This window comes from Pseudomonas sp. SLFW (assembly GCF_009905615.1).
GTDB lineage: Bacteria > Pseudomonadota > Gammaproteobacteria > Pseudomonadales > Pseudomonadaceae > Aquipseudomonas > Aquipseudomonas bambusae.
In genome coordinates, this window is record NZ_JAAAKW010000014.1 from 99,061 (window position 1) to 113,546 (window position 14,486).

14 protein-coding genes are annotated in these 14,486 nt (G+C 62.6%); 3 read left to right on the forward strand and 11 right to left on the reverse strand.

From position 1 onward, the window contains the following. Positions 1-22 precede the first annotated feature (22 nt). Positions 23-1,315: an MFS transporter gene (locus GVN17_RS22085; RefSeq protein ID WP_166597381.1), complete on the reverse strand. Its 1,293-nt coding sequence runs from the start codon at positions 1,313-1,315 to the stop codon at positions 23-25. Between the two features lie 12 nt (positions 1,316-1,327). Continuing rightward, on the reverse strand, positions 1,328-1,969 hold the full coding sequence (locus GVN17_RS22090) for an HD domain-containing protein (RefSeq protein ID WP_166597382.1): 642 nt from the start codon (positions 1,967-1,969) through the stop codon (positions 1,328-1,330). A gap of 121 nt (positions 1,970-2,090) precedes the next feature. On the opposite strand from GVN17_RS22090, the gene GVN17_RS22095 reads away from it, so the two are divergent. Then, entirely contained in the window at positions 2,091-3,131 is a 1,041-nt protein-coding gene (locus tag GVN17_RS22095) for a helix-turn-helix domain-containing protein (RefSeq protein ID WP_178115755.1), read from the forward strand. Between the two features lie 8 nt (positions 3,132-3,139). Here the strand turns inward: GVN17_RS22095 and GVN17_RS22100 are convergent, their stop codons facing one another. The 8 genes from GVN17_RS22100 to GVN17_RS22135 form a co-directional block, all read right to left on the reverse strand. After that, positions 3,140-3,724, reverse strand: a complete 585-nt coding sequence (locus GVN17_RS22100; protein WP_166597383.1) for a carbonic anhydrase — start codon at positions 3,722-3,724, stop codon at positions 3,140-3,142. Positions 3,725-3,838: 114 nt separating this feature from the next. Continuing rightward, the gene (locus tag GVN17_RS22105; protein ID WP_166597384.1) at positions 3,839-4,150 is read right to left on the reverse strand and encodes a cupin domain-containing protein; all 312 of its coding nucleotides are present in this window, start codon (positions 4,148-4,150) and stop codon (positions 3,839-3,841) included. 15 nt (positions 4,151-4,165) lie between these two features. Continuing rightward, on the reverse strand, positions 4,166-4,936 hold the full coding sequence (locus GVN17_RS22110; RefSeq protein WP_166597385.1) for a class I SAM-dependent methyltransferase: 771 nt from the start codon (positions 4,934-4,936) through the stop codon (positions 4,166-4,168). A 77-nt stretch (positions 4,937-5,013) separates the two neighbouring features. Continuing rightward, entirely contained in the window at positions 5,014-5,934 is a 921-nt protein-coding gene (locus tag GVN17_RS22115) for a phosphate/phosphite/phosphonate ABC transporter substrate-binding protein (protein ID WP_166597386.1), read from the reverse strand. After that, positions 5,922-8,279 (reverse strand): EAL domain-containing protein, encoded by a 2,358-nt coding sequence (locus GVN17_RS22120; RefSeq protein WP_166597387.1) that lies wholly within the window; start codon positions 8,277-8,279, stop codon positions 5,922-5,924. The genes GVN17_RS22115 and GVN17_RS22120 overlap by 13 nt, the downstream gene beginning before the upstream one ends. 70 nt (positions 8,280-8,349) lie before the next feature. Beyond that, entirely contained in the window at positions 8,350-9,144 is a 795-nt protein-coding gene (gene fetB, locus GVN17_RS22125; protein WP_166597388.1) for an iron export ABC transporter permease subunit FetB, read from the reverse strand. Then, positions 9,141-9,839: an ATP-binding cassette domain-containing protein gene (locus tag GVN17_RS22130; RefSeq protein WP_371928597.1), complete on the reverse strand. Its 699-nt coding sequence runs from the start codon at positions 9,837-9,839 to the stop codon at positions 9,141-9,143. The genes fetB and GVN17_RS22130 overlap by 4 nt, the downstream gene beginning before the upstream one ends. Before the next feature lie 234 nt (positions 9,840-10,073). Then, positions 10,074-11,543, reverse strand: a complete 1,470-nt coding sequence (locus GVN17_RS22135) for an MmgE/PrpD family protein (RefSeq protein ID WP_166597389.1) — start codon at positions 11,541-11,543, stop codon at positions 10,074-10,076. A 113-nt stretch (positions 11,544-11,656) separates the two neighbouring features. On the opposite strand from GVN17_RS22135, the gene GVN17_RS22140 reads away from it, so the two are divergent. Further along, the gene (locus GVN17_RS22140) at positions 11,657-12,592 is read left to right on the forward strand and encodes a LysR family transcriptional regulator (protein WP_256665336.1); all 936 of its coding nucleotides are present in this window, start codon (positions 11,657-11,659) and stop codon (positions 12,590-12,592) included. Here the strand turns inward: GVN17_RS22140 and GVN17_RS22145 are convergent. Continuing rightward, positions 12,579-13,475: a LysR family transcriptional regulator gene (locus tag GVN17_RS22145; protein ID WP_166597390.1), complete on the reverse strand. Its 897-nt coding sequence runs from the start codon at positions 13,473-13,475 to the stop codon at positions 12,579-12,581. The genes GVN17_RS22140 and GVN17_RS22145 overlap by 14 nt on opposite strands. A 121-nt stretch (positions 13,476-13,596) precedes the next feature. Here GVN17_RS22145 and GVN17_RS22150 point away from each other — a divergent pair, with 121 nt between their 5' ends. Further along, positions 13,597-14,460, forward strand: a complete 864-nt coding sequence (locus GVN17_RS22150) for an aldo/keto reductase family oxidoreductase (protein ID WP_166597391.1) — start codon at positions 13,597-13,599, stop codon at positions 14,458-14,460. The last annotated feature ends 26 nt before the right edge of the window (positions 14,461-14,486 follow it).

Below are 14,486 nucleotides of genomic sequence, written 5' to 3' on the forward strand. Positions count from 1 at the left end.
TCAGGCAACCCTCGCACCGCCATCAGCTCGTCACGGCGTTGGGCATCGCTTTCTGCTCCCGCACTGACAGGATGGTCACTGCCGCGATCAGGCACAGTACGCCGCCGGTGAAAAACGCGGGCAGATAGCTCAACAGCGCCGTGCGCGACCAGCCTGCGCCAAATGCCGCAACGGCGGCGCCGATCTGGTGCCCGGCGAAGATCCACCCAAACACCAGCCCGGCGCGTTCGGCGCCGAATCGGGAGGCGGCCAGGCGGACAGTGGGCGGAACGGTGGCGATCCAGTCGAGGCCGTAAAACACGGCGAACACCGACAAGCCGAAGATCGAGAAGTCGGTGAAGGGCAGGGCGATCAGCGACAGCCCCCGCAACCCGTAGTACCAGAACAGCAGCCGACGATTATCGAACCGGTCCGACAGCCAGCCAGACGCCACCGTGCCGATCAGGTCGAACACCCCCATCGCCGCCAGCAGCCCCGCTGCCTTCACCTGTGAAATGCCGTAGTCGCCACACATCGGGATCAGGTGGACTTGCACCAGACCGTTGGTGGTGGCGCCGCAAATAAAAAAGGTGCTGAACAGAATCCAGAAGACCCGAGTCTTTGCGGCGTCACGCAAGGTGTTCAACGACGCGGCGAAGATCGACGCCGCACTGACAGGTGGCGTGGCAAGCGCAACGTCGCCGGTGTCGCCATACGGGCGCAGGCCCATGTCGCCGGGGCGATCGCGCATGATCATGAGCACGGCGAAACCCGCGACCGCGAGCATGACGGACATCAACATCAATGCCCAGCGCCAACCGTAGTGATCGGTGATATTCGCCAGAATCGGCATGAAGATCAGTTGCCCGGTGGCGGTGCTGGCGGTGAGCACGCCGATCACCAACCCTCGCCGGTGACTGAACCAGCGTGAAGCAACCGTCGCGCCCAGGGTCAGCGCGGTCATTCCTGCGCCGATGCCGACCGCGACGCCCCACAGCGCCACCAACTGCCAGACCTTGGTCATGCTCAGCGACATCAGCAGCGCGACCATGATCACCAGAATCGCGGTGATCGTGACGGTGCGCAGGCCGTAGCGGTTCATCAGCGCAGCGGCAAACGGCGCCATCAGGCCGAACAGCACGAAGCGAATCGACAACGCCGATGAGATTTCCAGCGTGTTCCAGCCGAACTCCATCTGCATGGGCACGATGAAAATTCCCGGCGCGCCCACCGAGGCCGCCGTGATCAGGGCCGTCAGAAACGTCACCGCGACCATTGCCCAGCCATAATGAATCCCGCGTCGGGCGAGCACCCCGCAAAGCCAGTCAGAAATCATGGACACCTCCGCTTAGCTGTCGAACGGCGCGTTGTCGATCAAGTCGCACACGTTCGGGCAATCGAAGCCGTGGATGTGCCGTCTTCCCACGTCCGCCAGCCCGGTGCCGATGGCGGTGTGCGGTTTCTTCCGCGCAACTTCGGCGACGGCTTGGGTGAACGCCGCCTTCATGCCCAGGCGCGGGTACAGCGCCAAGGTGTCGTCGATCAGCGACGGCGTGATTTCGTCGATGAACAGGCCCATGACGTCGACGTGGGCTCCCATGTAGATCAGGGCAATTTCCGGTTGTTTACGGTCGGCGATCCCGGCGCTGGAGTGCAGGGCGATAGCGTCCCAGACCAGTTGCGCCTTGGCGTCTGCATAGCCGTTGTCGAGCAGGAAACGGCTGGCGGCATCCGCCCCATCCACTTCGAAACGCTGGTCGGCCGCGAATGCATCGGTCAGCCCGAGGTCGTGCATCAGGGCGGCGAGGTAAACGACTTCGCGGTCGTATTTCAGGCCACGCTGTTGGCCGAGAAAATCGGCGAACCACCAGGAGCGGTGGACGTGGTTGAGCAGGGCCTTGGAATGCACCCGCTCGACCAGCGCGCTGGCTTTGCGGGTCAGGTCGGTGTCCGGGGCAATGATGCCACCGAGGGAGATGGGAGAAGTCATGGCGCTTACCTGAGAAGTGGGTCTGCCGCTGAGTCTAGGGTCCTGCCATCGTCATAATTGACTGTTTTCAGTCGATTCGTGCCAAGATCGTGTTCTTCATCCATTCAACCGGAGACGTCCCGTGACCACGCCTACCCGCCGCCAGACCCGGGCCTTGCACACGCCGCAGAAACGGGTCGTCATTCTGTCGTTACCCCCGGTGGACGCGCTGGACGTGATCGGTCCGGCTGAGGTTTTCAGTTTCACCAACAGCTTGTTCGCCGCCGACGCGCCCCCTTATCGGCTGGAACTGATCTCTTCGAGCGCTGATGTGCAGATGCAAAGCGGCACCGGCATTGGCCTTCTGGCCCACAAGACGCTGGAACAGGAACGGCGGGATGACCTGCCGATTGACACCCTGATCGTCACGACCGGCTGGAAGACCCTCGGCCATCTGGATCAGTCCGCGCTGACATGGATTCAGCAGCGGTCAACGGACGTGCGCCGACTGTGCTCGATCTGCGTGGCGGCGTTCGCGTTGGCCGCGGCGGGGGTGCTGGACGGTCGGCGAGCGACCACCCATTGGGGCGTGGCGCAGGAGCTGACGGAGCGTTATCCCAAGGTCAACGTCGACCCGGACCCGATCTGGATCAAGGACGGAAACGTCTACACCTCGGCGGGGATCTCGGCAGGGATCGATCTGGCGTTGGCACTGGTCAGCGAGGACCTTGGCGACGCGATTGCCATGGAGGTCGCCCGCAACCTGGTGCTGTTTCTGCGGCGTCCCGGCGGGCAGGCGCAGTTCAGCGTCACCCTGCAATCCCAACGCACTGCGGGTTCGGGGCTGGAAGAACTGTGCGTGTGGATCAGCGAGCATTTACACACCGAACTGACCGTAGAGATGCTCGCCGACCGCATGTCCACCAGCGTTCGTACGTTGATTCGCCAGTTTCAGAAAGGCCTGAACACCACCCCGGCGAAATACGTCGAAGACGTGCGTCTTGAAGCCGCGTGCCGTGCGTTCGAGATGGGCGGGCGCTCCATGGAGGAAATCGCCCGCCGCTGCGGTTACAACAGCGTCGATGTGTTGCGCAAGGCGTTCGTTCGACGGTTGGGAGTGACGCCGAAGGAGTACGCGCAGCGTTTCGCGCCGTCACCCAGGCTCGCGACGGCAGAGGCCTGACTTCGCCGTCAGGCTGTTCGCAGGTCGCGAACGACCTCGGTCAGCTCGCCGGTGTCGGTGTTGTAGAACAGACCGAAGATGTTGACGTTCTCCGGTGTGCCGGGATGGGCGCGGACCATGGCGGTGTCGTACGCCAGCGACTGCTCATAATCGACGATGGCGACGCTGCCGTGGTCGTAGCACGCTGAAATATCGGCGCTGTGCTCATGATTGAAGTTGCGGACGAAGCCGTCTTTGGAGAACGAGGTCGCACCGCAGTTGGAGTGATGCACCACCACGATGTTGCGAATGCCGAACAGGTATTCGGCCACCGTGATCGAGCGCAAACCATCGACGGCACGTCCTGCCGCCACCGACACCGTGGCCAGCGTGGTGGTCGAACCGACGCTGCGACCGTCCTGGTCGCGAATCACCTCGCCGGGATAGACCTCACCGAAATGCCGGGCGATCGCTTCGGGAATGTCCCGCACCCGTGGGTCGTAGCAATAGATCACCACGGTGTTGAGCGGAACGGCTTTGGCGAACGCCTCGCGCATGACCGGCTCATCGAAACCGGGCTGTGCACTGAACACGTATTCATCGAATCTGGACATGGTCGTCTCCTGTGGGCAGGGGCGAGACGTCGCCCCACCGTTGGCTGACGACTGTAGGTGCCCACCGGATTGCGCATGTGACAGATTTGCAGTGTTTCTTGCCAGATCCGAGGGCTAAACGCTCCCTTCGCTTTCCACCACCAGAATCCGCGCCACCCCCAGTGGGTGGGCGACGTGGGCGGTGCCGACCGAGGCGTAGAACACGTCGCCGGTTTCCAGGATCGTCGACTGCTCGACGCCGTCTGCCTTGAAATGCATTTCAACGCGACCGTCCAAAACGGCGAAGACTTCCTGCCCGTCGTTGACGTGCCATTTGTACGGCTGGTCAGTCCAGTGCAGGCGGGTGGTGATGCCGTTCATGTTGGCGATGTCCAGTGCTGCCCAGGCGCGGTCGCCCGTGAACGCTTTACTGCGAATGATCTTCACGAGGATTACCTTTGATCAATCCAGCCGTCGACACAGGTAGGCCTGGGTCTGGTAGGGGAAGTCGATGCTGTCGCGGCCGCGCAGGGCGGGGTGGGTCTTGATCAGCTCGCGCAGCTGTTCGGTGACCACGGCTTTTTCGGCCTCGGGCAGCGCGGCGATGAAACTGACGGACAGAAAACGGTTCATGATCACCGTTTCCGCAGGGCCGGAGTGGCTGTAGTTGAAACAGGTGAGTTCGGGTTGGGCGAAATAAGGGCCGCTTAAGGGCTGGCGCCAGTGGCCAGTGTGAAAGCGCGGGGTATCGCCTTCGTACGGCGTGATGATGCGGGTGATCTCGGCGACCCAGTCCACGGACTCGTCCCGCACGTTCCAGATCAATCCCAGACGACCCTCCGGTTTCAGCACCCGGTGTATCTCGGCGAGCGCCGCGTCATTGGCGAACCAGTGAAAGGCCTGGGCGCAGACCACCGCGTCCACCGTGCCATCGGCGAGGGGCAGGGCGTTAGCAGTACCTGGAACGATGGTCGTGTCCGGCAGACTCTTGGCGAATTCCCGGCGCATCGCTTCGACCGGCTCGACGGCGGTGAGGTGCGGCGTCAAGGGTGTCAGCAACCGGGTGAACTTGCCGGTGCCAGCGCCGAGGTCCACCACCGAGGCCTGCGCCTCGATCCCCAGCGTCCGCCTGAGCCAGATGCCCAGTTCATCCGGATAATCCGGTCGGCCTTGGGTGTAGGCCCCCGCTTGCGTCGAAAATCCCACCTGAGCCGCTTTATGAACGACTGACATCTCAGTGACCCTCATCGTGGAAACGTGGCGGGCGCATTATGCGCCACTTTCCCTTCACTGAAGATGAACATCATGGCTTATGGCGCCACAGGTTCGGCCAGCATCATGCGCAGCAACGGCGCGTATTCGGCGTGGCTGACCGGCGCAATCCCGGAGGCTTTCTGTGATGCCAGAAACCCTGCCAGCCCTTGCTGATCGTTCAGCATCGCGGCGCGGATCTTTTCCTTCAGCGGGGCGCAGACACTGCCGCTGAATACGAAAGGGTCGTAGTAGATCGGTTCCGAACGCCACAGCACCTTGAAGGTATCGCGCTGGATCAGGCCATTGATGAGGTATTCATCGGCGCGCACGCTGGACACGAACGCCGCGTCGGCCTTGCGGTTGATCAGGGCGTCCAATGACTTGTCGTGAGAACCCGAATAGGCAATGGAGCCGAAGAACTGCGCCAGCGGAATCCCGGTCAATCGGGAGAATTCAGTGTTCGGCACCAGGCTCCCGGAGGTGCTGGCGGGGTCGGTCAGGACCACGCGTTTGCCGCGCAAGGCGTCGATGTTGCTGGCGACTTCACTGCGGGCCAGCAGCAGGGCCTGATAGTGATGACCGGCCGGGGTGAAGAAGCCGTTGTTGATGGTCAGGCTGGCAAAGGGTTCGATGCGCGGGTCACGCTGGTACGCGAGCATGTAGGACGCAGGGCCCAGCCAGGCGATGTCGACGCCGCCCGAGACGATGGCATCGACCACGCTCTCGTAGGATGAAGAAGGCACGATTTCCACAGGAATGCCGGTGGCACTGCTCAGCCGTTCGATCAGCGGTTTCTGTTCCTGGAGCAGTTCGTCCATGCTCTTTTTCGGAATCACCGCGATGCGCAGGCTGTGTTGGCTGCACTGCGCGGTCGAAAAGGGCGGTGCCGGAGAGGGCGCCGTCGGAGCAGGCGCGGCCACGCAGACGTTGAGCATCAGGCCTGCCAAAACAGCGCTAAGGCATTTCACTGCGTGCATATGTTTTCCGTCGCATCTCTGTGAGTCGCGTCCGTTGGAGCCGAGTGAATGAAGGGCGGGTATTCGGCCAGTTGTGCCGCTGCCAATGGGCGGCTGAAGTGGTAACCCTGCGCCACGTCGCATCCGGCGATTTTCAGGCACACCACCTGTTCGCGGGTTTCCACACCCTCGGCCACCACCGTCAGCCCCAGGCGCTTGGCGAGAATGATGGTGGACGACACGATGGGGCTGTCGTCCGGGCTGTTGGACAGCGGCGCGATGAGCGTGCGATCGATTTTCAGCTTGGTCAGCGGCAGCGCTTGCAAGTGAGCGAAACCGGCATAGCCCTTGCCGAAATCGTCGAGGCTGATGTGCATCCCCGCCTTGCGCAGACGCTGCAGGTGCTCCACCGCGCGGCCTTCCTGATCGAGCAGCGTGGTCTCGGTGATTTCCAGTTCGAGCCATTGCGCGGGGATACCGTGTCGCGCCAGTTTGGCCAGCACCCGGTCGCTGAAATCGGCCTGATGCAATTGAATGGCGGAAACGTTGACCGCCAGGCGCAGCTGACGGCCTTCCTTGAGCCATTGTTCGAGGGTTTCGCAGGCCAGCCGCAGCACTTCCCAACCCAGCGCGATGATGAAGCCACTGCGTTCGGCGAGGGAGATGAATCGGTCCGGGTACAACAATCCGAATTCAGGGTGTTCCCAGCGCACCAACGCCTCGTAACCGTCGACGATCATGGTGTCGAGGCGAATCTGAGGCTGGTAATGCAGCACGAACTGACGTCCGCTCAGGGCATTGCCGAAGGCCTGTTCGAGCATGAACTCTTCGACATCGGCGACGTTTAGTGACGGGTCAAAGAAGCGATACTGGCCGCGACCCGCACGCTTGGCGGAATACATGGCGGCGTCGGCGCTACGAATCAGGTCTTCGACGTCCTGGCCGTCTCGCGGGCAAATGCTGACGCCGACGCTGGGGCTGGTGGTGACCTCGTGATCGCCGAGGGAATAGATCGCCGAGAGCTTTTGCACCAAACCCCGCACCCAGCTGTCGATCTGTTCTTCAGTGCGTTCACCGGCCAGCAGCACGACGAACTCGTCACCGCCAAAGCGCGCCGCTTCGTCGTCGGGTTCCAGCATGCGGCTGATGCGCCCGGCCACGGCTTGCAGCAGCATGTCGCCGACCTTGTGGCCCAAGGAATCGTTGATCGATTTGAAGCGGTCCATGTCGATAAACAGAATCGCCATCAGACGCCGCTTGCCCCGTTGGCTGAAGAGCGTGCGGGCCGCGACTTCCAGAAATTGACGGCGATTGTGCAGGCCGCTCAGATGGTCGGTGGCGGCAGCGTGGCTGCTGCGCCGATGCTCGTCTTCCAGGCGATCGATCAACTCTTGATTGACCTGTTGCGCCTGTTCCAGCGCGTTAAATGCCTCCTGGCGCTTGCGCAACACCCGCAGGGTCCAGATCAGGCTGCCGAGAATCAACAGGGTCATGCACAGGTTCAGCCACAACTGGCGTTCGTAGGTCCGACGGGACGAAGCGAGGATTTCGTCGTCAGCCTGGCTCACCACGACACTGAAGCCCCGTTGCGGCACGCGCAGGTACATGCTCTGGTACGGAGTGTCCCGGGACATTTGTGTCAGCATCCCCGTCACCTCGTCGCCGGAAGACAGCTCGGGGGTCATAGGGACACCCGACACCATCACGCCGCTGCTGCTGATGCGCAGGCGTTCGTGACCGTCGTTGTCGAGCAGGCGCATCATGCCGCTCTGACCGAGGTCGATGTGTTCGAAGAGGGCGGCGAGGTAGCCGACGTCCAGTTGCACCATCAGAATGCTGTCCATCTTGCCGGTCGCTGAATCCACCAGTGGCAGCAGGAAGGGCAGGCGCCAGCTCGGCAGCAGCGTATTGGTCTGGATGGCAGGCGTGCTCGGCAACAAGGCCTTGTACCCATAGCGCTCGGCGTGCTGCTGCATTTGGCTCAGCCATTCCGGCGGCAGTTGGCGGAGCTCATCGAAATGGCTGGCGGAAAGCAGCCTACCGTCGCTGCTGTACAGGCTCATGCGCTTGAACACCGGGTCTTCGGCCAACATGCGCACCAGCCCTTGGTGGCGCTGGCCGAGGTCGTCCATATCACCTCGCGTCACCCGGCCAATGGCCTGTGCCCGGTCAACCAGCTGGCGCAGGTTTTCGGCTGCGATGGTGGCCAGATTGAGGTGTTCGGCTGATTTGGCGGCAAGCGCTTCATGGTGCGAGGTGGCTTTCTGTTGGCCATAGAGCGCCCAGAGAAACACCAGCGTCGCGGCGCAGAGCGTCATCAGCAGGAGTTGGAGGAAACTGAGGGAGGAGAACGATCGGCGGACCACTGCATTTATTTCCTGCCGCGAGGTGATGGCAGAATAATACTGCTTTATGACAGATTCGTGATGCCCGATTTCAACGTCGGACGACCAGCCGATGAATCATGAAGCGATGGTCGGGCGTGAACAGCCGCCGAAACGTCAGCAGCACCGCGCACACGGTGCCCAACGCCGATCCCGCCGCAATCAGAAACATGATCATGATCTGGTAACGCACCGCATCCACCGGGTTTTCGCCGGCCAGCACCTGACCGGTCATCATCCCCGGCAGGCTGACGATCCCCACCACCGACATCTGGTTGAGCGTCGGCATCATCCCCGCACGGACTGCTTGCCGCGCCGCGCCCTGAGCGGCTTCCCAGCGCGTGCCACCCAGCGCCAGGATCATCTCGATGGTGTTGCGACCGGAGGTCAGTTCTTGAGTCATGCGCTCGATGCCCAGCGACACCGCCGTCAGGGTATTGCCCAGAATCATCCCGAGAATCGGAATCGCGTACTGCGGCTCGTACCACGGCCGAATGCGGATGATCACGAACAGGCCGATGGCCGCCACCAGCCACGAACTGGTCCACACCGACGCCACGCTGTCCATCAACTGCCCGGCGTACGTGCGCTTGCCCCGGCCCGCCGCCGACACCCCGGCCACCAGCGTCATCAGGCACATCAACGGCAATACCACGTACCACTCGGCGTGGGCGAACACCCAGCCCAGCAAATAACCCACCGCCAGCAACTGCACCACCGTGCGCACCGACGCCCACAACAACTGGCGCCCCAACCCGAGCTTGAGCACCAGCGACAACACGCCGTTGATCAGGATCAGCGTGGCCGCGATGGCCAGGTCCACATACGACAGGTTCTGGTAATTCATGCGTCGGCTCCCGAACGCAACACGCCTTGATTCATCGTTAGATGTTGGGTGCTCATCCGGCGCGCCTGCTCGGGGTCATGGGACACCCAGATGTGCGCCCGCGTCCCCGCGCCTTCCTCGAACCAATGCAGCACCAACGACTCAACGGCGGCCGCCGAGGCCGGGTCGAGAGCGGAAGTGGGTTCATCGAATAGCATGACCTGCGGCGCCAGTTGCAGAGTGCGGATCAGCGCGACGATCTGCGATTCGCCGCCGGACAAATCCCCGGCAGGCTTGCTCAGAAAAGGGGTGTCCTTACCGGCTTTCACCAGCAGTTCGGTGGCGTGAGCCAAGTTGAACGTACGCGTGCGCAGGGCGTTCAGGGAGAACGGGAACTGCAGATTGTCCAGCACCGAACCCTCGATCAACGCCGGACGTTGCGCCACGTAGGCCACGCACGTGCGGAAGTGGGGGATCGTGTCGTTGGAGAGCGGGCGTTGCTGCCACAGAATCTCGCCCGTGGACGGCGCATCGAGCGACGCCAGGGTGCGCAGGAACACGCTCTTGCCCGAACCGGACGCCCCGGTGATCGCGATCTGCGCACCGGGCATCAGGGAAAAGTCGGTGGGTTTCAGCAGTTGCGTCGTGCCGCTTTGATCCAGACGGCTGAGCTGCCGGACCTCAAGCAACGCAGGGGTTGAACCGTTCGACGACACGAAAATTCCTTCTGGGTGGGCGCGGAAAAACGTTGTGCATTATTGCCCAGTCGAAACGGGTCGGCTACAGGACAGCGGCCGTTCGCAGCACGTCGACGTGCCGTCAATCACTGTGGGAGCGAATTCATTCTGGGCGGCATTCCGACGAAGTCAGCGGTACATCCAGAACATCTCTACCGCCTGGCCGATTTTCGCGAATGAATTCGCTCCTACAGGTGGCTAACTGGCGAGCCGCTAGACCACTGCCGCTTTTGCGATCTCCGCCGCGCTCGCCAGTTTCTCCACCGACCAGCACGTTTCGATGAGCTTGCGGATCTGGGCATCAGGCAGGATGCCTTTCGCCAGGTCGGTGAATTTGGCCTCCAGCTGCTGATCGGTCATCGGCACTTCCAGGCTGCCAATCGCGTGCTCGATGAATTTATGCAGTGTGCGGCCATCCTTCAGCGTGATGGTCATGTCCACCTGTTCGGGCTTGATCGACGGGTCGATGGTCGCCGTGACCTTCTCGCGCAGGGCGATGACCTTGGGGTCGTTGACCGCGCGATCACTGTATTGCCGTTCGCCCGCGGCACCCTCGATGATCGCCACCGCCACCGAGTGGTAAATGCTGAATTTGCCTTCCAGACCGATCTTCGGCGTTTTCTTGCCGGTCAGTTCGATCACCAGCGGGTGCACTTTGAGGTCGATGCGAGCGATCTGGTCGTCGGTCAGCTTGTTCTGATTGCGCAGCTGAATCGCCGCGTCCAGTGCCGGGTGAATCACGATCCCGCAGGCGAAGGGCTTGTAGGTGTTCAACGCCGCCTCGTAGCGCGTCCCGAGGCCTTCGGTGATCTCGCGGTAATCCTGCTTGGTGCTGATGGTGTTGGCCCAGCCGCGCTTGGCCTCGATCATGCCGTCGGAACTGGTGTAGTCCTTCGCGGCCAGCAGCGCTGCAAACAGACCGTTACTGGCCGCACGACCGGGGTTGAAGCTCTTGTTCATCGAGCCGAATGACTCACGCAGCCCCACCGGTTGCGAAGCCGCCAGGCCCAGGGCCCAGACCATCTGTTGTTCGTTCAGCCCCAGAATCTTGCCCGCCGCCGCAGCCGCGCCGAACACCCCGGCGGTCCCGGTGATGTGCCAGCCGACGTCGTAATGGTTGGGGTACACGGCGTTGCCGATGCGGCATTCGGTTTCCACGCCCAGCACCACGGCGTTGAGGAAATCCTTGCCAGACACCGGGTGGTACTCCGACAACGCCAGAATCGCCGACACCACCGGCCCAGCCGGGTGAATGATGGTTTTCAGGTGCGTGTCATCGAAGTCGAAAATGTGGCTGGCGACCCCATTTAGAAAGGCCGTGTTCATGATGTCCAGCCGCTCCGAGCGCCCCAGCAAACCGGCTTGGGGCGGCCCGGAAAAAGGCTTGAGCGCCGACAGCGCCCGCTCCACCGTTTCATGGTGCGAACCGCCAACGGCCACGCCGACCCAGTTGAGCAGGGTGCGCGTGCCTTCCTTTCGCACATTGGCGGGCAGGTCTTCGTAGCGGGCGTTCACCAGATAGCGCGCCAGGATATGGGTCACCGGTTCTGGGGCTGGAGCGGGGTCGGCAGGTTTCATTTTTTCCCCTTGCGCGAGGGCGGAGAAGGACAGGCCAGGCGTGGCGGCGGCGACAGAGGCGATGGCCCCGGCTTTGAGCAGTCCGCGGCGATTGATCGTGGTCATGAGGGTGCGCTCCTTCTATTTATGATTGTCTGGTTGCACGTGCTGAGCAGCACCCGGCGATCATGGCGCAGCAGTGGTAGCATTTGAATTGCAACAATCTGATGGATCTATGCATGCCACACATGAATCTGGAAATGAGCGACCTGCGTGCTTTCGTTGCAGTCGCGGAACTCGGAACGTTCAGCGCCGCCGCGCTGGACCTGCACCTGTCACAGCCTGCGCTGTCGCGACGGATCTCCAAGCTCGAAGCGAAAATGGGCGTGCGCCTGCTGGAGCGCACGACCCGGCGCGTCGACCTCACGGCTTTCGGTCGTGACTTCGCCCGCAAGGCCCGTGACATCCTCAACAGCCTCGACGAGTCGCTGATCGGGCTGGGCGACGTCGCGGGACGCATGAGCGGCGAAGTCAGCGTGGCCTGCGTGCCTTCGGTGGTGCGCTATTTTCTGCCGCAAGTGCTGCGCGAATTCCACGAACGCTACCCGCGCATCGTCATCCGCGTGATGGACGAAGGCGCCAGCGACGTGCTCTCCAGCGTGGTGCGCAACGAAGTGGACTTCGGCCTGAACTACATTGGCGTTCAGGAAGCCAACATCGACTTCCAGCCCGTGCTCAAGGAAGCCTTCGTCGTCGCCTGCCGACGTGATCATCCTTTGGCGAAACGGCCAGCCGTGACATGGACCGAGCTCAACGCGTACGACTACATGAGCGTGGCCAAAGCCAGCGGCAACCGTCTGCTGCTGGACCTGGCCCTGGCCGACGCCCCAGACCTGCCGCGCTCGTTCTGCGAAGTGCGCCACGTCATGAGCGTCGTCAGCCTCGTCGAAGCAGGCGTCGGCATCGCCGCCGTGCCACGCCTGGCCATGCCCGCCGATGACCACCCGATATTGGTCAGCGTGCCGCTGGTGGAACCGGTGGTCAGCCGAACCATCGGCTTGATTCGTCGACGCGGGCGGGTGCTGTCGGCGGCGGCTCAGCAGCTATACGAAATGATTGGGGAGCGGCGTGAGTCGGCGGAGCGCCAGTCATCGGATGCTTTTAATCCGCTTTGATAAAGTCCAAAAACGCCCGCAACGGCGACGGCACATACCGGCGTCCGGGGTAATAAAGGAAAGGCCCGCTGAACGTCATGCACCAGTCCTCCAGAATCGGCACCAATGCACCGCGCTCGATGTGTGGGCGGAGCCAGTCTTCGAACAGGTAGACCACACCCAGGCCATCGACGGCGGCCTGGATGCCGAGGTCGATGGCGCCCGCGATGCGCACCACGAGCGGGCCGGTGGGGTCGACGTGGAGGGTTTCTCCGTTTTTTTCGTATTCCCACATCGGCATCGAACCGCTGGGAAATTTGCCCCGCAGGCAGGCGTGGTCGAGGAGGTCGCGAGGGTGTTGCGGGACGCCTCTGGCGGCGAGGTAGGCGGGGGAGGCGGCGGTGGCGAAGCGCTGGAAGCGGGGTCCGATCGGCACGGCGATCATGTCCTGTTCGAGGCGTTCGTCGTAGCGAATGCCCGCGTCGCAGCCGGCGGCGAGCATGTCGACGAAGCTTTCTTCGACGATGACTTCCAGCTGGATGTCGGGGTGGGCCTGCAGAAACGGCGTGATGATCGCGGGAAGCACCAGCCGCGCCGCGCTGGCGGGGACGTTGAGTTTGAGGGTGCCGGACGGGCGATCGCGGAAGTCATTGACCACGTCGAGCGCCGATTCCACTTCGCCCAGTGCGGGCACGATGCGTTCCATCAGCCTGGCCCCGGCTTCGGTCGGCACCACGCTGCGGGTGGTGCGGTTGAGCAGCCGAACGCCCAACCCCGACTCGATGCGCCGCACCGCGTCGCTCAGGCTCGACGCCGATCGACCGCTCAGGCGCGCGCCTTCACGAAAACCACCGGCCTTGACCACGGCCACGAAGGCCATCAAATCCTGAATATCCGCTGCCATGGTGTGCTCTTGAGTGGGGGATTGTTCGGTGAGCCGTACGACCTGTGCCGATTGCACCGGATTATCGAGCGGTCCGTCAACGCCTATAGTGGCCCAACACCCGTTGAGAGAGGCAAACAACATGAGCGACGCGAGCAAGGCAGGCAGGTTTCAATTGGGCGACCGTACCGTGAACCGCATGGGTTACGGTGCGATGCAGTTGGCAGGGCAAGGCGTATTCGGGCCGCCGAAAGACCCGCAAGCGGCGATTGCCGTGTTGCGCGAAGCCTTGGCGCTGGGGATTAATCACATCGACACGTCAGACTTTTACGGTCCCCATGTCACCAACCGCCTGATTCGCGAGGCGCTGCACCCCTACGCCGATGACCTGACGATCGTGACCAAAGTGGGCGCCGTGCGCGGTGACGATGCGTCGTGGAACCCGGCGCAAAGCCCTGCCGAACTGGTCAGCGCGGTGCACGACAACCTGCGCAATCTGGGTCTGGATGTGCTGGACGTGGTGAATCTACGAGCGTGGGGCAACTTGCACTCACCGGGCGACGAGTCCATTGCCGAAGGTTTCAGTGCATTGGCCGAGCTGCAACAGCAGGGGCTGATTCGGCACCTGGGTTTGAGCAACGTCACCAGCAAACAGGTGAAAGAGGCTCAAGGCATTGCGAAGGTGGTTTGTGTGCAGAACCACTACAACCTGTCCCATCGTGCTGATGAACAATTGATCGCCGAGCTGGCTCAGCAGGGGATTGCCTATGTGCCGTTCTTCCCCATGGGTGGTTTCTCGCCGCTGCAGTCGGACGTGCTAGCCAGCGTGGCCCAGCGCATCGGCGCCTCGCAGCTGAATGTGGCGCTGGCCTGGCTGCTGCAACGGTCGCCGAACATCCTGCTGATTCCGGGAACGTCTTCGGTGGCGCATTTGCGGGAGAACCTCGGTGCGGCGGAGTTGAGGCTTCCAAGCGAATTGCTGACCGAACTGGACGCCGTGGCCTAATCACGCCAGGCCATCGGCGTCCGCGT

What these genes read in the sequence shown, in the direction of transcription:
- GVN17_RS22085 (WP_166597381.1), bottom strand. Translation starts at nt 1,315, where the DNA reads ATGATTTCTGACTGGCTTTGCGGGGTGCTCGCCCGACGCGGGATTCAT.
- GVN17_RS22090 (WP_166597382.1), bottom strand. Translation starts at nt 1,969, where the DNA reads ATGACTTCTCCCATCTCCCTCGGTGGCATCATTGCCCCGGACACCGAC.
- GVN17_RS22100 (WP_166597383.1), bottom strand. Translation starts at nt 3,724, where the DNA reads ATGTCCAGATTCGATGAATACGTGTTCAGTGCACAGCCCGGTTTCGAT.
- GVN17_RS22110 (WP_166597385.1), bottom strand. Translation starts at nt 4,936, where the DNA reads ATGTCAGTCGTTCATAAAGCGGCTCAGGTGGGATTTTCGACGCAAGCG.
- GVN17_RS22115 (WP_166597386.1), bottom strand. Translation starts at nt 5,934, where the DNA reads ATGCACGCAGTGAAATGCCTTAGCGCTGTTTTGGCAGGCCTGATGCTC.
- fetB (WP_166597388.1), bottom strand. Translation starts at nt 9,144, where the DNA reads ATGAATTACCAGAACCTGTCGTATGTGGACCTGGCCATCGCGGCCACG.
- GVN17_RS22135 (WP_166597389.1), bottom strand. Translation starts at nt 11,543, where the DNA reads ATGACCACGATCAATCGCCGCGGACTGCTCAAAGCCGGGGCCATCGCC.
- GVN17_RS22140 (WP_256665336.1), top strand. Translation starts at nt 11,657, where the DNA reads ATGCCACACATGAATCTGGAAATGAGCGACCTGCGTGCTTTCGTTGCA.
- GVN17_RS22145 (WP_166597390.1), bottom strand. Translation starts at nt 13,475, where the DNA reads ATGGCAGCGGATATTCAGGATTTGATGGCCTTCGTGGCCGTGGTCAAG.
- GVN17_RS22150 (WP_166597391.1), top strand. Translation starts at nt 13,597, where the DNA reads ATGAGCGACGCGAGCAAGGCAGGCAGGTTTCAATTGGGCGACCGTACC.